Below are 16,332 nucleotides of genomic sequence, written 5' to 3'. Positions count from 1 at the left end.
GGGCCCTTCTCACCTTGACTGTGTCATGTCCGTTAGCCGAAGGCCGCCGCGGGCAGTTGAGGGTCGGTGCCTCCACTGATTGCGGAGGGGGTAGATGGTGGCAGGCGATGACCACGGCTTGCTGCTACGCGGAGTACGTCCTGTAGCGCGTTGACCAGGTCTGCCGACAGACGACGGAGCTCTCCCGCCTCCGTGCCCTGGTCACCGAGAGCCTCCGACGCGTGACGAATGAGGTCGGCCGCCAGGTCGAGTTGGATCGCTTCCGTGGTGTCGGCCAGGCGGGACAGACGGCTGCCGTCGTTGTCAGTGCTCAGATAACAGGGCTTTCCATCGGGGCCAGACCACGGGAGGAGGCGGAGCTCGCTGTGGGCTTTCATCCTTCCGTTCTCCTTTCTTCGATCGTGTGGTGAGTGGTGAAGAGCGCTTCGGCGCGGTCACCCGGGAGGATCAGGCGAGCCAACTCGATCACGCGGCCTGTGACGTCGGCAGACACTCGCGTGATCGCGAGCACGGCCAGCGTCGTGCTGAGCCGGAGGGCGGAGGCCTCTTCTGGAGTGGGGAGTCGGGCGGTGACCACTTCTCGGGTCTCCGCCCGTCCGTGGCGAGGCCACGGCAGTTCGGCTGGCTCCAGGTCGCGCGGGACGTAGATGCGGGCCAGGCTGTGCGGCCTCTCTCCTTGGTGGGTGAGGCAGAGGAACTCAGTCAGCGGGGTGCATGAGGGGACCTTGAGTAGGGGGATGAGGTCTCCGCGGGCTCGGAGGTTGGTGGTGCGGATCGTGACGTGGAGGTCTGCGTCCGGGGCGAGGTGGCCTTCGGTGTACGTGAGTCTGCGGAGGGGGTGGCGGACGAAGTTGCCCTTGCCGTGGATCTTCTCGATCAGGCCCTCGGCCTGGAGGAGTGCGAGGGCGCTGCGCAGTGTTGGGGTGCTGACCTTGTACTGGGCGGCGAGCTTCGGTTCCGAGGGGAGGCGGGCGCCGGCCTTCAGGTGGCCGGTGGTGATCTGGGTCCGGAGGTCCGCGGCGATGGTGTGGCGTAGGGACAGCATGCGGGCGCTCACCACCTTCGGAGCACTCGTACGGCGATCAGTCGCGTACGGGTGTGCATGGTCAGGAGTTCGCCCGATTCGAAGAGGAGGCGCTTGGCGCCGCCGGGCAGTTGGCGGAGGTCGGCCACTCGGCATGGTTGGCCGCCGATCTGGATCACGTCGCCGCGCTGCACCGTGGCCGTGGTGATCTCGACCGGAGAGGCAAGGGCGCCGCCCGAGGGAAAGCTGTTCATGAGGCCGCCTCCGGTGACGTTGTAGCGGAGTGGCAGGAGCAGGCGCAGGCCTCGTAGACGACCGGGATGTTGATCGGTGCCGTCGTCGGGGAGGAGTGCGCGCACTCGTGGTGGGTGCCGATCTGGCAGGCGCTGGACCGGTAGGGCGTGGCCGCCGTCGGCGGGACGCGGGTCATCCGTGGGCCTCCGCCGGCGCGAAGCACGTGTGGGTCAGGATGTGTTGCGGGACCGGCTCCGCGCTCTGCCGGGTGCGCTGCTCGCTGGCCAGGACGTACGGGCGGACGAGGGCTGTCTCTTCGCCCGGGAGGAATGTCGTGCGGTCTCCGAGCTGCCGGAGGGACAGCGCCAGGTCGGGGGAGGGTTTGGGGAGGGCGAGCGTCGGGCGGGTCGGCGTTAAGGGCTCGCAGCGCCGGGCCCTTTGGGCGTACCGCTCTCTGGTGCGCGTGATGGCGCGCCGGATACGGTCAAACATGCTGATCAGCTCCTATCGCTGATGGCCAGGTCCCCGGACATCGCCCGTCGCGGGGACCGCTTTGTTCACGGCGGCCCAGAGGGTGCGGCCGCCCAAGCTGGTGGCCAGGAGACCGAATCGGTCCGCCGCAGCCACGACTTCCAGGACCCCCCGCCATGTCTCGGCGGGGAGGGATTCCGGTACCTCCGCTTCGATCGATGTGTGCCGCGGGTGCTCTTCCACGCGTGTGGTGAGTCCGACCGCTGACAACCGGGCGGCGAGGGCCTCCGCGCTTACTTCTGGAGCAGGCACAGGGCAGCCTCCGTCACCGGCGATCACTTTGAGTGAAGCTAGTTAACTAGATTAGAGCTAGTGGACTAGATTTTCCATATGCCTGAGCAGCCGCCCTATCTCCGCATCGCCGACGAACTGCGGCGGCGGATCGCGGAGCACGAGTGGACTCCTGGAGACCGGCTGCCCTCTCGGGCCCAGATCGGCCAGGGATACGGGGTGGGCGAGGACGTCGTCCGTCGAGCCCAGGAGTTGCTGATCTCCCAGGGCGTGTTGGAGGGGCGGGCAGGGTCCGGGACCTACGTGGCCGAGCCTCGGCAGCGGGTGCGGATGGTTCGGTCTGCGGCGCGCGAGCAGCCGGACGGGTCGCCGTTCCGGGCGGACATGAAGGCCGTGGGGCGGAATGGTGGCTGGGAGAGCCGGACCGATGCGAAGCTGCCCGCGCCGGCGGAGATCGCCACGCGGCTTGGGATCGGTGAGGGCGAGCTGTGCGTCCGGACCGTGTACGAGTTTCTCGCCGACGGGCGGCCTGTGCAGTTGTCGACGAGTTGGGAGCCGTACGACCTCACCAGCGGGACTCTTGTCGTTCTGCCTGAGGGCGGGCCGCACGCTGGCGCTGGCGTCGTGAACCGGATGGCAGCAATCGGCGTCAACGTCAGCCACGCCGTTGAGCAGCCTGAACCACGCCAGGCAACAGCTGAGGAAGCTTCACTCCTGGGGATCCAGAAGGCCGGTCTCGTCACGCACATCCGGCGCACGTACTACAGCGACCAGGGTCGGCCGGTAGAGACGGCTGACATTGTCGTCCCTGCCGCTCTGTGCGAGATCGTCTACGAGGTGCCTGTCGGCCGGTAGTTGGGTGCTTGCTCGGGTTCTCCTGAATGCGTTGGATACGTGTTCTAACGTGTCTTTCGTGACGACACAGCCAGAGATGCTTCGCGTGGCACTGCACGGCTTCCACTCGGCGCGCGTGCGCTACTACAACCAGCTTGACGCGGGCCACCCTGAGGAGCACTTGATCATTCCTGCTGTTGAGGTGATCTACTGGGGCTGCGTGCTTGACGAGCAGTTGGAAGCACGAGACATCGTGTACAAGGACTGCCAGGAGTATGGCCGTCAGGTCATGCTGGGGACTCGCTTCGCGAGAAATCGGGCAACGCATCAGTTGCCGATGCTCGTAGAGAGGATCTCCGGCTTTACCGCTCCGATCAGAGCGCCCCTACGGGCCGAAGAGACGGTCTGGCTTCCGGTTGACAGGCTTCCCGGTGGTCGGCCGGCGCGGCGGCAGGAAGCGTGCTACAAGCAGTACCTCGCTGGCAGACCCGTCAGGACCACCCTGGACGACATAGCCAGTTGGTTCGCTGCGGAAGAGAACAGGGTGGGTTCGCCGCTGCATCATGGCCAGATCGGGTGAGTTGGGCAGTCGGGCACGTATGGAGCTGCGAGGGACGCGACGAGGTCGCTCCCTCTGTTCGTGGTCGGAGGGGGCGGCTTCGTTGTGGCGGGGGCCAGCGCTGCTCCGTGGTGACGACGATCGCGAGGTAGACCCCAGCGGATCCTCGATGGTCATTGGATCGAGTGGTGCAGGGGCGTGATGGTTCATCTGCACGGTGTGCAGGGGTTGTTGGACGCCACGGTTCTGTCCCGGTTGAATGTGGTCATGGTGATGCTGGCGGGGGCTTGGTACTCCAACGCAACGGTATGGACAGCACTGGCTTTCTTCGCGACCCTAGCGGCGGGCGCAGGAGCCATGTGGGCGACCATGAAGGCGGTGAATCCGAAGATTAGGTTGGCGCACGACGCCCGCGGTATTCCAATGCCGCGGTTCGAGGACCACGAATTCGTTATCCAGCATCGTGGTGCCAGTCTCGACACACCACACGTGATCGAACTCAGTTTGGGAAACCAGGGCAGGCGGGACATTGAAAGCAGAATGTTTCCAAACGAGGTACCTCTTACCTTCGAGTTCGACCGTCCTGTCATAGGCCTTCTCGGGAGGCCTGTTGTTCGTGCCGGTACGGCGGTACCCCCGCCTATGGAGATCGACGGTGGAGGCAATGTATCTCTGGCTCCAGCGCATCTCTCGAAGGGGCAGATCGTAACCTACTACCTTCTATTCGACGGCCCGGTCGGCGAAGAGCCTACCGTGACGGGTGCACTACTCAATGGCAGTGTGAGGAAGCAGCTGGCGCTTGGTGGTCACCCCTTCGACCGGCTTCAAGGCTGGCGCGTGGTTCCGGCCATTCTGGCCGGTATGGCCCTCGTGGTTCCATTCTGGGCGTTCGTATTGGTCGCAGTGGTGCTACCCGACCAATGGGTCGATTCGCTTCAGGACCTGCTTTGGGAATAGGAGGTAGCCAGCCATGGGGCGTCGGCGCAGGGGCCCGTGCCAGATCCGTGCCAGATCGAGCAGACAGCCACGGTCAATTGGGGTCCGAGGCGGTGTAGGCAAGCGTGGGGCGCGCAGGGCCGCCGTACGCTCGTTGACCAGCCAAGACCCCTGCGTGATCGGCGCCAGGCTTACAAAGCAGATGTCGGCGGTTCGAAACCGTCCGCGCCCACCAGCACAAAGGCCCCCACAGCTCATCGCTGCGGGGGCCTTTGACGGTAGAGGCTGACGGCAGTCTCACTCAGGGCGGCGCCGGAGGAGCAGCCGGTCCACCTGTGAGTGCCCCAGGGCGTCCATCACGACCCGAGCCGGGACGCGGCGCGGGTCAGGAGCGTGGTGCACCCGTGATGGGCGTCGTGCGGGCGGATGCGGGGATCCGCCCGCGCTGAGATGTGAGAGAACGAGCGGCTGAGGCTCGTCTGTACGGTCTTCATGTGGACGAAGAGCCAGTGATCATCCAACTCGCGAGTGACAGGGCACTTGGTCCTGTCCGACTGGCTTTATGCGCTGGCCGCCTGGAGCAGGCGAGGCGGCGTTCGTTGGAGGTCGTGGTCAGCGGCGAGGATGGCGAAGCGGGAGCGTGAAGCACTCTGGAGACACTCGGGTACTCGATTGGCGCCGTGGTGTGGGGCAGCGTCGTCGTGGCCCTACTCGCGTTTGTGGTCGCCACGGTGCTGACCGTCAGGTGGCGTCGGCGCGCCATCGCGGCGCTGGAGGGCGAAGAGTTGGCCGCCGAAGGGCGTCATGCCCCCGGGTGGCCTGACATCTCTCCCTGACAACACTGCCACCGCCGATAGTCCTGCCCGAGGCCCTCTTCGGCGTGGGTCGCTCGGTGGACAATGGCGTCATGACGCTGACGATCTGGGTCGATGACTGGCAGATGCAGTGCTGCGGAGAGAGCTTTGCTCCGGGCGATGTTGTCTCGTGGGCCCTGCTGGAGGTCGATCCGGAGGACTACGCCGACGTCGTCGGAAGCGAACGTGCGGATGAGATCGACTTCCGCGAAGAGCATCACGGCCAGGACGAAGGACACGCGCCTACCTCGGTGGAAGTGGTGTCGATCGTCGAGGTGCACTGTCGCTACGGAGTGCCCCCGGGCGCCACTGGCAAGGTGAACTACCCCGTTCCGGGCACGACCGTACTCGTTCCGATTATGAAGGCGGACGGGTGGGCGAAGGCCAGGCCGGATGTCAGTTTCGCGGGTTACTTGGTGACGGGCCGGCGCGTCAGCGACCTGCCGGAAGGTACGGCTGCTCGCGGTCGATGAGGATGTCGGCGGTTCGAAACCGTCCGCGTCCAGCACGCCAAAGCCCCAGCCGTGAGCGGCTGGGGGCTTTGGCGTGCTGGCCATCTCGTTGACATTCCTAATTGAACGCGTTCAAGATGGTCTTCGTTGGTTCGTCGAGTCGTCGCTCCCGGGCGTGCGTGGGAGGCGCGAGAGGCAGGGGTTCATGGCTCCCGGGCAGTATCTGCGGGCGTGCCGGCGTGCTGTGTTGGGGAGTGTTGTGGTGTTTCTGGTGGCCGGTTGTTCCGGGTACTACCCGGTTTCCGTCGGTCGTGTCGATCAGCTGACCGGGGTGTGGTCCGAGTGGAGCGGCGCGACCGTCGAGTTCGAGGACGACGGCACGTTCACCGCCACGGGCTTGGACGAGAGCGACGTCGTCGGGTGGGGGTGTACCGGGTTCGCCGAGCGGCAGCGGGGGGCCTGGTCCCCGTCCGGGACGTACGGCGAGGTCACCTTCGACGGTGCGGACTGCGACGACATGCAGCTGGCCTTCTACGGCTCTCCGACGTCCTTCGTCGCCTGCTTCACGCGGGACGTGACCTCCGGAGGGTGTACGCATGAGTTCAGGCGGGACGAGGGTGCTTCCGGCGGCCCAACGCGCCGGTCGTCGTAGTCCCGCGTCCTGGATGATGGCCGGCATGAACACGGAAACCTGCGACCCGGCCGAGCTTGCCGCCCTCCGCGAGGTCTTCGCCTCTCGCCCCGAGGCGGTGCCGCCGGCCGGGTGGGAGGCGGTGCGGTCCTTCGAGGCGGAGCACGGCATCGTGCTCCCTGAGCCGTACCGCACCTTCGTGGCCGAGGTCTGCGACGGACTGCGCGCCGGGCCGCCCTACTACGGTCTGCTGCCTCTCGCTCAGACACCCCCCGACTGGGGGTCCGGCCGTCCCGCACGCCTGCTCGCCGAGCCCTTTCCGCTCACTGCGGCGTGGCTGTGGGAGGCGGAGGGTGACGAGGAGGAGCTGTCGGTGGAGGAGTTCGAGGCCCGGACGGACCCCGTGTTCGACCACGGCTCGCTGCTGCTGGGCACCGACGGCTGCGGCATGTACTGGCACTTGATCGTCACCGGCCCGCAGCGCGGTCACGTCTGGCAGATCGCCGGGGAGGGCGCCATGCCCTTCGGTCCCGAATCGCCCGACGCCGTGATGCCCGGCGTCCCCGGCTTCACGGGCTGGGTGACGCACTGGGCTCGGGGGCGTTCCTGGTTCGCGGACGCCTGAGGGGAGACGGGGGAAGGGTGGGTGCCCTCGCCGGGCGGAGGGTGAGGGGCCACTGCCTTCGCGGCTCTCTTCGGGGCCCGGGCGGGCCGTCAGGCCTTGATTACTTCCACCTTCTTGTCGCCCGCGCTCGCCTCCACCTTCACCGTGCCCGTCTCGCGGTCGCTGGCCGTGGTGTCCGTGGTCGGGTGGGCCGCCAGGACGGCTGCCGCCGCGGCCGCGAGGGCGGCGAGGGCGAGGGCCGCCCTGGTGGCGGGCGTCAGGTGGGTGCGGTGGGTCTGCGGCGTCACGGTTTCCCCTGAAGTCGTCGTGGGTGAAGGTGAGTCGGTCGGTTCCCGACGGTGGTTGAAACTACCTTGCGGTGGGCTGTGGGGGAATGGGTGAAGAGTTGACGGGCGCCTGGTGGCGCCGGTGTACTCGCCGCATGGCAGAGGTGGGGGACGCGCCCGAACCCGGGGCGCAGCGCGGCGAGATGACGCCGCAGCGGTACATCGAGACGAGGCTCTCGCAGTACCAGGACTGGTACGACGCCAAGGCGACCCGGATGAAGGCGATGCATCTGCGGATGCGGACGGTCTCCGTCGTCGGTGGCGCGTTCGTGCCCGTGTTCGTGAATCTGGATCTGGCCTTCGCACGGGTCACCGCCACCGTGCTGAGTGTCGTGGTCGTCGCCGCCGTGTCGCTGGAGAGCGTCTACCGGTACCGCGAGCAGTGGAAGAACTACCGCTCCACCGAGCAGCTCCTCGGGCACGAGCGGGTCTACTTCGAGACCAAGGTCGGGCCATACCACAACCTTCCCAGGCGGGAGGCGTTCTCGACGCTCGTCGCCCGGGTCGAGAAGGCCATCGCCAACGAGAACTCCGCGACCCTGAACGTCATGACCCTCGGCGGTCAGGTCAACTCCGACGTTCAGCAGCATGGGATCCCGGCCGCCCGGGAGTCGGACGCCAGGGAGCCGGACCTCCGCGAGTCGGCTGCCCGTGAGTCGGACGCCCGCGAGCCGGCTGCCCGTGAGTCGGACGTCCGCGAGTCGGACACCGCGGCGGGCGGGAAGTAGGTGGGAGGGGAGTAGGTGCGCGGGCGGCCCCGGGGGTTTCCCCGGGGCCGCGCGTTTCGGCCGGTGTTCAGGCCTTGGTGGGGGTCAGCACCACTTGTAGTCGACCCGCGTCGAGTTGTACGAGCACGTGTCGATCCGCGTGCCGTTCGACTTCTTCAGCGTCGCGGTGTCGCGGTCGTTGTTCCAGACGTACGCGCCGCGGTTCTGGTAGACGTTCGCCGCCGAGTTCGTGCCGCGGCCCGTGCGGACCGTCACGATCTTGCCCTTGCCCAGGGTGAAGTTGCCGAACGTGTACTTGTGGTTCGACGCGTCCGTCAGCGTCCAGCCGCGCAGGTTGACCGCCGCGCCGGTCGTGTTGCGTATCTGCACGTACTCGGCGTTGAGGCTCGAGTTCGAGCGGCGGTCCGTGCCCGGGCTGTCGTAGTAGATCTTGTACAGGTGGACCGAGCCGGCGGCCTGTGCCTGCGTGGGCAGCAGCAGGATGCCGGAAGCGGCGGCCGCGGTGACGGCCGCGAACGTGCGTGCGCGAAGCATGAATGTCCCTCAGTTTCTGCCGGGAGCCCGCCGATGGGACCCGGCGAGCACACAGAATACGCACGCTCTTCACCTTCTCCGCACAACTTCACACGAGTTGGCGCCCCGGTAATTTAATCTTGGCTCATGTTCGACGCGCCCCTGCGGGTCACCGTGCTCGGCTCCGCCACCCCCTTCCCTCGCCCCGGCAACGCCTGCTCCGGCTATCTCGTCGAGGGCGGCGGCGCCCGCGTCTGGGTCGACGCCGGCACCGGCACCCTCGCCGAACTCCAGCGGCACGTGACGCTCGGGGACGTCGACGCGGTGTGGATCTCCCATCTGCACGCCGATCACTCCGCCGACCTGCTCACCTTCTTCTACGCCCTGCTCCACGCGGGGCTGGAGCCGGTCCTGCCCGTGCCCCTCTTCGGGCCCGCCGGGACCGCCGACCGGCTCGCCGGGTTCCTCACCAACGGCCCGGAACGCAGTCCCGTCGAAAGGGCGTTCAAGGTAGAGGAGTTGTACGACTCGCATGTCGTGCGGGTCGGCGGGCTCACCCTGACCTCCCGCGCCGTCGAGCACGGCCTGCCCGCCTTCGCTCTGCGCGTGGAGGACGAGGACGGGCGCTCGCTCGTCTACTCCGGGGACTGCGAGCCCTGCCCCTCCCTCGTCGAACTCGCCCGCGACTGCGACCTTCTCGTGTGCGAGGCGGACGGGGAGACCCCCGGACACCATTCCGCCGCCCAGGCCGGCAGAACCGCGGCCGAGGCAGGTGCCGGGCGGCTCGTCCTGACCCATGTGGGGCCGGCGCTGCCGCCCGCGGAGGCCGTCGCGCTGGCATCGGAGACGTACCCGGGCGACATCGCCCACGCCGATCCCGGCCTCCGGTTCGACGTCACGCGTCGAAGTCGTACTCCAGGACGTACGACGACGAGTCCAGCGTCATCTCGTTGAGCTCCACGGCCACGCCCGGGCCTGTGAACGCCGTACGCCCGATGAGGACCACCGGCGTCCCCAGCTCCAGGGCCAGCCGGTCCGACTCGTCCGCCGTCGGCATCCGGCAGCGGATCTCCTCGCGGAACCGCACGGGCCGGTGGCCCAGTTCCGCCAGCCGGGCATAGGTGCCGCCCGGTCCCGTGTCCGGCTCGGTGATCGGCGTCCCGCGCACCAGCTCCGCCGACAGGTACGAGACCGACAGCAGCACCGGCTTGGCGTCGAGGACGAAACGGCGGCTGCGTACGCACACGGGCGCGCCCGGCGTCAGGTTCAGCGCCCCCGCGACCCGCGTCCCCGCCTCGGTCTCGGCCACCTCGATCTGGTCGACGACCAGGTCCCGGTTCTCCACGTCCGCCGACCAGACCGAACGCCCGCTGCCCCACTGCTCGCCCGACAGCCGCGGGATGCCCCGGCGGCGCAGCGGACGGAAGACCCGGACGAAGACCCCCGCGCCCTTGCGGGCCTCGGCGAGTCCCTCGGTGCGCAGTACGGAGAGGGCCTGACGGGCCGTCATCCGGGCCACGGCGTAGGTCGTCATGAGGTCGTTCTCACCGGGGAGCCGGTCACCCGGCGCGAACGCGCCCGACTGGATCGCGGTTCTCAACTCATCGGCGATGCGCTGGTACTTGGGCCGACGAGCGCTGTCCTGGTCAGTCACGGGTGGACCACTCCCTTCATCTGCCGACACCCTACGGCGCACCCCGAGGCCAGGGTGCACACGTGTGCGCCGCCCCGCCCGGTCGATCCATCCATCGGGGGACATCTCTAGAGATACGTTGACAGGGAGGGGGTGGAGGGCTTCTCTGGTTCTCCCCAGGCTTCAGGAATCGGGACGGAGGGGATGCGTGCAGCCACTGCCGGAGGTCGGTGACCTCGTCCGTGACGCCGCCACCGGGCGGGTCGGCTTCTACGTCGGGAACGTCCTCGGAACCTCGTCCGGGTGCCCGTCCGGGACCTCGCCGGGGAGCCGGTCTGGGACCTCGCCCGGGACCTCGCCGGGGAGCCCGTCCGGGACCTCGCCCGGAACCCCGTCCGGGAGTGGCCCCGGGGGTGTCTCCGGGAGCGCTTCCTGGCGCTGCCTCATCCGGCCCGTCCACGGTGGCGCCGAGTGGGAGGCCGAGCCCGCCGACGTACAGCCGGCCACGCCGATGCGTGAGCTGCGCGCCCGGGCCGCCGAGATCAACGCGCGGAGCCGGCGCGGGCTGTCCTGAGGAGGCAGTGGCTTTCTCTGGGTCGCCGGATCGCTGTACGTCGTGCCGGAGCGCCGCAGGCCGCCGGGATGCCGGGTCGCCGGAGTGACCGGTGGTGGCACCGGGTGACCGGTGGTGGCACCGGGGCCGGGGCCGTCCGGGGCCGGGGCTGTCCGGGGGCGAGGACCGCTCGCTCGCGTCCGGGGCCTGCCGTCTTCGGCGGTTGTCAGTGGCGCGCGCCACACTGGAGGCATGTGCCGCAGCATCAAGACGCTCCGACCGCCCGCGCTGCCCGAGGAGGCGACCGAGGACGACATCCGCGCCGCCGCCCTGCAGTACGTCCGCAAGGTCTCCGGGTTCCGCGCCCCCGCCGCCCACAACCGCGAGGTCTTCGAGCGGGCCGTGGACGAGATCGCCGACGCGACCGCGAGACTCCTCGACGGGCTGGTGGTACGCGGTGCGCACCCCGCGCATGCCGCGCACCACACGCATCCGGAGGCCTCGGCGGCCCCCGAGCCGTCCGTCGTCAGGAGGCAGGCGCGGGAGCCTCAGCCGGACGCCGTATGAGATAGGCGGCGAGCCCGCCCGCGAGGAACAGCGCGAGGGTCGACACTCCCGCGCTGAACCACGTCGCGCCCAGCCACTGCCCGCCCAGCCAGCCGAGCCCCACGCTGTACGAGGCCCAGGTCACGCCCGCGAGGGCCGACCACGGCAGGAACTCCTCCACGCGCCGCTTCGCCGCGCCCGCGCCCAGCGAGACCACCGAGCGGCCCGCCGGTGCGAAGCGGGCGAGGACGACGAGCAGCCCGCCGCCCCTGGCCAGTGCGGTGCCGAGACGTTCCTGCGCCATGGACAGGCGTCGGGACCGGGCGATCGTCCGGTCGAGCCTCGCACCCCCGCGCAGCGCCAGCCGGTACGCCAGGAAGTCGCCGAGGACCGAGGCCGTGGCCGCGCAGAGCAGCAGGGGGAGGAGGGACGGTACGTCGGGGGTGGCCGCGGTGGCCGACGCCGCCGCCGTGGCCGCGGTGATCACCAGGAAGCCGCTCGGCAGCACGGGCAGGAAGACGTCGAGCAGGATCGACGTCGCCACCACCGGGTAGATCCATGGACCGGCGGTGAGCGACCGCAGCGAGCCAAGGCTGTCGAGCAGATTCACAGGGGCAGAGCCTACGCGGGGGCGGGGGGCCGTCCACCGGGTGGGTGCCGGGCTCCGCCGGGCCCGCGCGAACGTGTGCGACTTTGCGGGAATGTGCCCGGGGGAGGGGCCGGTTCCGGTTGACGGGGACAAGGGAAAGGGCCGGAACGCGTGCTGCGCGGTCCGGCCCTTTCCTGTATGTCACTCGCTCAGACCGTGACCGGGGTGGCCTGCTCCTCGCGCTCCTCGCTCGTCCTGCGCGCCGTGGCGCCCGCGCCGACGCGGCCGCGGAAGAGGCCGTCGAGGGCCAGCGCGCCCGGGCCTGTGAAGACGAGCAGCACGAAGGCCCAGCAGAAGAGGGCAGCGGTCTCGCCGCCGTTCTGCAGGGGGAAGAGGGACTCCGGCTGGTGGACCTTGAAGTACGCGTACGCCATCGAGCCCGAGGCGAGGAACGCGGCGGTCCTGGTGCCCAGGCCGAACAGCACCAGGCCGCCCGCGCCGAGCTGGATGACGGCGGCGTACCAGCTGGGCCAGGTGCCGGCCGGGACCGTCCCGCCGCCCATCGCGCCGCCGAGGACGCCGAAGAGCGAGGCGGCGCCGTGGCAGGCGAAGAGCAGGCCGACGACGATGCGGAAGAGGCCCAGCGCGTACGGCTGCGACTGGTCGAGCCGGCCCGTGAGGCCGCTCACCCCGCCGGGGCTCTTCGCGTGCTGCTGGTTGTCCGGGGGGCTCGCGGTGTTCGCGGTGTTCGCGGTGTTCGCGGTGTTCGCGGTGTTCGGGGTGTTCATGGGGGGACTCCTTCGGCCTGGCCCCGTCCGTGGGGTGGACGGGGAGTGGGGACGGAAACCGATGAGGCCGTTAGGTTAGGCACCCCTCACTAGTGCTTGCAAGTTCAACATCAGGCCACCGGGACGTGTGTGGTCAGGTTCACTTCCCGGTGGCCCTTGTTGACGCTGTGTCAGCGGCGGTGTCCTCAGCAGCCGTTGAGCACGGACTGGAGGGCGCTCTTCTCGGCGGAGTCGACGCTGAGGTTCCAGTAGTACTTCACGTGCACCCACGCGCGGGCGTACGTGCAGCGGTACGCGGTCCGCGAGGGCAGCCACTCCGCCGGGTCCTGGTCGCCCTTCGACTGGTTCACGTTGTCCGTCACGGCTATCAGTTGCGGCCGGGTCAGGTCGTTCGCGAAGGACTGGCGCTGCGAGGTGGTCCAGGCGTTGGCGCCCGAGCGCCAGGCCTCGGCGAGCGGGACCATGTGGTCGATGTCGAGGTCGGACGCGACGGTCCAGGTGGCGCCGTCGTACTCCGAGTACCAGCTGCCGCTCGTCGCGGCACAGCTGGAGTCCGTGACGACGTTCACGCCGTCGCGCTTGAGGACGGTCTCGCGGGTGTTGCAGGCGCCGGACTGGGTGATCCAGTGCGGGAAGAGGTCCCGGCTGTAGCCGGAGGAGGAACCTTCCGCCTTCACGGTGAGGGAGGCCAGGTAGGTGCGGGCCGTGGCGGCGCTGACCGGGGTGGGCATGGCGGCCTGGGCGGCCGGGGCCGTGGCGAGGAGGCCGGTGACGGTGAGGGCCGCGGAGGTGGCGAGTACGGCGAGTCGACGCGCGTAGATGTTGCCGATGGGCATGGGAACTCCCGTGATGTGGGCGGACCTTGGCGGGTGCCGTCCCCGTGGGTGCCGGGCGGCGGCCCGGTCATCGTGGCGGCGCGAGGTTTCGATGGGGGGTGCGCCAGGTAACAGGGTGGCGACATGGGCACGTCACATCAAGGGGTGCGACGTGTCCTGATGGAGCGCCAGATTCCGCTGGCTGCCGGGGAGGTGGCGCGGGAGTGCCCTTCGGCGGCCGCGCGTGCGGGGATACGACGAGACCCCGGGCCCTTTCGGCCCGGGGTCTCGTCCCGTCGCGAATCCCCTGGTGGGGAGGTGCTGTTGCTGGAGTGGGGGGGTGCTACTGCCGCTGGTGGTGGTGCTTGTGGTGCTTGTGGTGCTTGTGGTGCGCGCGGTGCTTGCCGTGCTCGCCGTGCTTGCCGTGCTCGCCGTGCTCGCCGTGCTCGCCGTGCTCGTGGTGCTGGGCCCGGAGGTCTGGAGCCCGGAGGCCTGGAGCCCGAGGGTCTGGAGCCCGGAGGCCTGGGGCTCCCCGCGCCCCGCCGGAGAGGCGTGGCGCCGGGCGCGCTCGGCGTCCTACGGGAGCACGGTCAGCGTGATCGAACCGTCGGCCGCGGGCTCGACCCGCAGGCGGGTGAGGTCGGCGACGTGCACGTCCGGCGCGAAGGCCGCCGCGCGCGGGCCGACGCCCACGACCCGCATGCCGGCCGCGCGGCCCGCCTGGATGCCGGCCTCCGAGTCCTCGAAGACGATGCAGTCCGCCGGGGCGAAGCCCAGCTCGGCCGCGCCCTTCAGGAAGCCCTCGGGGTCCGGCTTGCTGGCGCCGACGTGCTCGGCGGTGACCCGGGTCTCCGGCATCGGGAGCGCGGCGGCGCCCATCCTGGCCTGTGCGAGGGCCTCGTCCGCCGAGGTCACCAGGGCGTGCGGCAGCCGCCCGAGCGCGGCCATGAAGGCGGGGGCGCCGGGGACGGGCACGACCCCGTCGAGGTCGGCGGTCTCCTCGGCGAGCATCACGCGGTTGTCGGCGTGGTTCTCGGCCATCGGGCGGTCCGGGAGGAGGACGGCCATCGTCGCGTACCCCTGGCGGCCGTGGACCACCTTGAGCACGTCGTCCCCGTCGAGGCCCTGCCGCTCCGCCCAGCGTCGCCAGCAGCGCTCGACGACGGCGTCCGAGTTGACGAGGGTGCCGTCCATGTCGAGCAGGAGGGCGCGGGCGGTGAGCGTTGCCGGGGTGGTGGCAGGCATCAGGTCTCCAGAGGGGGTGGTGCGGAGAACGAAGCGGTCCCGCCCACCGGTCAGGGTATGCGGGCGGGGCCACTTTGTTTTCCCACGATACAAAACCGGAGGGCGTCTTGGCCAACCGGTTCGCCTGCCGGTGCCTCCGCCCCGCGCGGAACCCGGGCCCGGGAGCCGGACGGGGACGTCAGATGTGGGGGGTGTTCCGCTCCAGGACCTCGCGGGTGTTCGGTCCGTACACGCCCTCGGGGTCGCCCTGGATGTACATGTACGACTGGTAGATCGCCACCGCCTCCCACACGTCGTCGTCGTACCTGCCGTTGACGCGGCCGTGGTAGAGCCCGACGTCGGCGAGGCGCCGCTGGAGCTCCCGTACCTCGTGCCCGCTGGAGCCGTAGCCCAGCGTCTCCTCCTGGCCTTCCTCCCCCTCCCCGGGCGACTCGGCGGGGGGCGTCGTCGCGCTCGGCGGAGTCGCCGTCGGCGCGACGGGCGGCGCCGACGAGGCGGAGGCCGACGGGGGAGCCGCCGCGCCGCTCGTGGTCGCGGAGGCGCTCGGCGACGCGGCCGTGGGGGCGGGCGAGGACGAGGTCGCCGACGGGGACGCCGACGCGGACGTCTCGCGCGGCGTCGGGGACGAGGGCGTCGGCTCCGGGCTCCGCGACGAGGAGGAGGGGGACGGCGCCTCCGACACCCCCAGGTTCAGCGACGCGCTCGTGGTCACGTCCGGTACGCCCGCCCGGTCCTCGGTCTCCTCGCCGCCCCCGAGGACGGCGGCGGCCAGGGCGGCGGTGCCCGCGACGGCGACGGCGGCCACGGCGGCGACCAGCGCGCCGCGCCGGCGCCCGCGTCCCCGCCCCTGACCCTGCCCGTGGCCGGGCGGCGGGGGGATGTCGCCGCCGCCGCGCAGCAGGAGCGGCATGGTCTCGGAGGGGTCGCTGCCGGCGCCGGGGTACGGCTCGGCCGGACGGGCCGCGGGGCCGCCGGAGGGCCACGGCCCGAGTTCGTGCCCGCGCCCGTGCCTGTGTTCGTACTCCTGTCCGTGCCCGTGTTCGCGCACGTCCCCGTGCCCGTGCCCTTGCCCGTGCCCTTGCCCGTATTCGCGCTCGTTCCCGCCGCCGATGCCCCCGTCCGGCCGGATCGCCGCCAGCGGGGCCGTCGGCGGGTCCTCCGCGGCCGCGGAGGACCCGCCGGCCTGCCCGGAGCCGTACCCGCCGACCTGTCCGGAGCCGTACGCACCGGGATCGTGCGAGTCCGTCCCGTACGCACCGGCGCCCCGCGCGTCGTCCCCGTACGCGCCACGGCCGCGCGCGTCGGTGCCGTGGAAGCCGAGGCCCCCCGACCCCGCACCCCCCGGCGCCCCCGCCACAGCCCCCGCCACGGCTCCCGAACCAGCCCCGGACTCGCCCCCCGGCTCGCCCCCCGGATCGCCCTCCAGCGCGTCCAGCGTCACGTACGGCCTGATCCGGAGCGGATCGAAGTCCTCGGCCGCCGCCAGTTCGGCCCGGGCGCAGGCGCAGCCAGGTCTCTGTACACCGCATTCAGGACAGACGTGTCCGGTCATGATGGGTCCCCTCCCCGAGACAACTGCTGGCGATTATGCAGCCCACACCCTTCCGAGGGGCGAACGGGCGGACGAACTCCGCAGGCCATATCCGGACATTCGGATCAGGATGGAGAAGCCGTCCCAGGGGTCG

The 16,332-nt window shown here is 70.3% G+C and carries 22 protein-coding genes; 9 read left to right on the top strand and 13 right to left on the bottom strand.

What is annotated here, in order from left to right; all coding sequences use genetic code 11:
• Nucleotides 1-373: 373 nt before the first annotated feature.
• From AMK27_RS35635 to AMK27_RS43850, 5 genes are read right to left on the bottom strand one after another with little or no spacing between them, the layout of a single operon-like run.
• Complete coding sequence (locus tag AMK27_RS35635) at nucleotides 374-1,045, bottom strand: GntR family transcriptional regulator (protein WP_073917671.1); 672 nt, start codon at nucleotides 1,043-1,045, stop codon at nucleotides 374-376.
• A gap of 8 nt (nucleotides 1,046-1,053) precedes the next feature.
• Entirely contained in the window at nucleotides 1,054-1,278 is a 225-nt protein-coding gene (locus tag AMK27_RS35630; protein ID WP_073917670.1) for a hypothetical protein, read from the bottom strand.
• Nucleotides 1,275-1,454, bottom strand: coding sequence for a hypothetical protein (locus AMK27_RS35625; protein ID WP_073917669.1), 180 nt, complete (start codon nucleotides 1,452-1,454; stop codon nucleotides 1,275-1,277). Before AMK27_RS35625 ends, AMK27_RS35630 begins: the two co-directional genes overlap by 4 nt.
• Nucleotides 1,451-1,750, bottom strand: a complete 300-nt coding sequence (locus AMK27_RS35620) for a hypothetical protein (RefSeq protein ID WP_073917668.1) — start codon at nucleotides 1,748-1,750, stop codon at nucleotides 1,451-1,453. The genes AMK27_RS35625 and AMK27_RS35620 overlap by 4 nt, the downstream gene beginning before the upstream one ends.
• Before the next feature lie 12 nt (nucleotides 1,751-1,762).
• Complete coding sequence (locus AMK27_RS43850) at nucleotides 1,763-2,041, bottom strand: hypothetical protein (RefSeq protein ID WP_073917667.1); 279 nt, start codon at nucleotides 2,039-2,041, stop codon at nucleotides 1,763-1,765.
• Nucleotides 2,042-2,119: 78 nt separating this feature from the next.
• Between AMK27_RS43850 and AMK27_RS35610 the strand changes: the two genes are divergently transcribed.
• The 6 genes from AMK27_RS35610 to AMK27_RS35585 all read left to right on the top strand — a co-directional run bounded on the left by AMK27_RS35610 (nucleotide 2,120) and on the right by AMK27_RS35585 (nucleotide 6,911).
• Nucleotides 2,120-2,875: a GntR family transcriptional regulator gene (locus AMK27_RS35610; protein WP_073917666.1), complete on the top strand. Its 756-nt coding sequence runs from the start codon at nucleotides 2,120-2,122 to the stop codon at nucleotides 2,873-2,875.
• Nucleotides 2,876-2,933: 58 nt separating this feature from the next.
• Entirely contained in the window at nucleotides 2,934-3,434 is a 501-nt protein-coding gene (locus AMK27_RS35605; protein ID WP_143204896.1) for a hypothetical protein, read from the top strand.
• A 177-nt stretch (nucleotides 3,435-3,611) separates the two neighbouring features.
• Nucleotides 3,612-4,370, top strand: a complete 759-nt coding sequence (locus tag AMK27_RS35600) for a hypothetical protein (protein ID WP_073917664.1) — start codon at nucleotides 3,612-3,614, stop codon at nucleotides 4,368-4,370.
• An 886-nt stretch (nucleotides 4,371-5,256) separates the two neighbouring features.
• Nucleotides 5,257-5,676 carry a DUF6578 domain-containing protein gene (locus tag AMK27_RS35595; RefSeq protein ID WP_073917663.1) on the top strand — a complete coding sequence of 140 codons (420 nt, stop codon included), beginning with the start codon at nucleotides 5,257-5,259 and terminating at the stop codon, nucleotides 5,674-5,676.
• A 73-nt stretch (nucleotides 5,677-5,749) separates the two neighbouring features.
• Nucleotides 5,750-6,307, top strand: coding sequence for a hypothetical protein (locus AMK27_RS35590; RefSeq protein ID WP_073917661.1), 558 nt, complete (start codon nucleotides 5,750-5,752; stop codon nucleotides 6,305-6,307).
• 13 nt (nucleotides 6,308-6,320) lie between these two features.
• Nucleotides 6,321-6,911, top strand: a complete 591-nt coding sequence (locus AMK27_RS35585) for an SMI1/KNR4 family protein (RefSeq protein ID WP_073917659.1) — start codon at nucleotides 6,321-6,323, stop codon at nucleotides 6,909-6,911.
• A gap of 89 nt (nucleotides 6,912-7,000) precedes the next feature.
• On the opposite strand, the gene AMK27_RS35580 is transcribed toward AMK27_RS35585, so the two are convergent.
• Nucleotides 7,001-7,198, bottom strand: a complete 198-nt coding sequence (locus AMK27_RS35580) for a hypothetical protein (protein WP_073917658.1) — start codon at nucleotides 7,196-7,198, stop codon at nucleotides 7,001-7,003.
• Nucleotides 7,199-7,332: 134 nt separating this feature from the next.
• Between AMK27_RS35580 and AMK27_RS35575 the strand changes: the two genes are divergently transcribed.
• Nucleotides 7,333-7,965, top strand: coding sequence for a DUF4231 domain-containing protein (locus AMK27_RS35575; RefSeq protein WP_241847699.1), 633 nt, complete (start codon nucleotides 7,333-7,335; stop codon nucleotides 7,963-7,965).
• Nucleotides 7,966-8,049: 84 nt separating this feature from the next.
• Here AMK27_RS35575 and AMK27_RS35570 read toward each other — a convergent pair whose 3' ends face one another.
• Entirely contained in the window at nucleotides 8,050-8,499 is a 450-nt protein-coding gene (locus AMK27_RS35570; RefSeq protein WP_073917656.1) for a lamin tail domain-containing protein, read from the bottom strand.
• 126 nt (nucleotides 8,500-8,625) lie between these two features.
• Here AMK27_RS35570 and AMK27_RS35565 point away from each other — a divergent pair, with 126 nt between their 5' ends.
• Nucleotides 8,626-9,432 (top strand): MBL fold metallo-hydrolase, encoded by an 807-nt coding sequence (locus AMK27_RS35565; RefSeq protein WP_073917654.1) that lies wholly within the window; start codon nucleotides 8,626-8,628, stop codon nucleotides 9,430-9,432.
• On the opposite strand, the gene AMK27_RS35560 is transcribed toward AMK27_RS35565, so the two are convergent.
• On the bottom strand, nucleotides 9,374-10,132 hold the full coding sequence (locus AMK27_RS35560) for a GntR family transcriptional regulator (protein WP_073917651.1): 759 nt from the start codon (nucleotides 10,130-10,132) through the stop codon (nucleotides 9,374-9,376). The two genes, AMK27_RS35565 and AMK27_RS35560, sit on opposite strands and share 59 nt — an antisense overlap.
• A gap of 784 nt (nucleotides 10,133-10,916) precedes the next feature.
• Here AMK27_RS35560 and AMK27_RS35550 point away from each other — a divergent pair.
• On the top strand, nucleotides 10,917-11,231 hold the full coding sequence (locus AMK27_RS35550; RefSeq protein ID WP_231074904.1) for a DUF2277 domain-containing protein: 315 nt from the start codon (nucleotides 10,917-10,919) through the stop codon (nucleotides 11,229-11,231).
• On the opposite strand, the gene AMK27_RS35545 is transcribed toward AMK27_RS35550, so the two are convergent.
• From AMK27_RS35545 to AMK27_RS35525, 5 genes are all read right to left on the bottom strand, one after another.
• Nucleotides 11,191-11,820, bottom strand: a complete 630-nt coding sequence (locus AMK27_RS35545; RefSeq protein ID WP_374115485.1) for a DedA family protein — start codon at nucleotides 11,818-11,820, stop codon at nucleotides 11,191-11,193. The genes AMK27_RS35550 and AMK27_RS35545 overlap by 41 nt on opposite strands.
• Before the next feature lie 188 nt (nucleotides 11,821-12,008).
• On the bottom strand, nucleotides 12,009-12,587 hold the full coding sequence (locus tag AMK27_RS35540; protein WP_079188696.1) for a DoxX family protein: 579 nt from the start codon (nucleotides 12,585-12,587) through the stop codon (nucleotides 12,009-12,011).
• A 185-nt stretch (nucleotides 12,588-12,772) separates the two neighbouring features.
• Nucleotides 12,773-13,417, bottom strand: a complete 645-nt coding sequence (locus tag AMK27_RS35535; RefSeq protein ID WP_198956001.1) for an HNH endonuclease family protein — start codon at nucleotides 13,415-13,417, stop codon at nucleotides 12,773-12,775.
• 561 nt (nucleotides 13,418-13,978) lie between these two features.
• Complete coding sequence (locus AMK27_RS35530; protein WP_073917645.1) at nucleotides 13,979-14,647, bottom strand: HAD-IA family hydrolase; 669 nt, start codon at nucleotides 14,645-14,647, stop codon at nucleotides 13,979-13,981.
• 178 nt (nucleotides 14,648-14,825) lie between these two features.
• On the bottom strand, nucleotides 14,826-16,199 hold the full coding sequence (locus AMK27_RS35525) for a peptidoglycan-binding domain-containing protein (protein ID WP_079188695.1): 1,374 nt from the start codon (nucleotides 16,197-16,199) through the stop codon (nucleotides 14,826-14,828).
• Nucleotides 16,200-16,332 lie beyond the last annotated feature (133 nt).

This window comes from Streptomyces sp. CB02009 (assembly GCF_001905825.1).
GTDB lineage: Bacteria > Actinomycetota > Actinomycetes > Streptomycetales > Streptomycetaceae > Streptomyces.
Note: the sequence above shows the minus strand (reverse complement) of the source record. Positions and strands in the feature narration are given on the sequence as shown.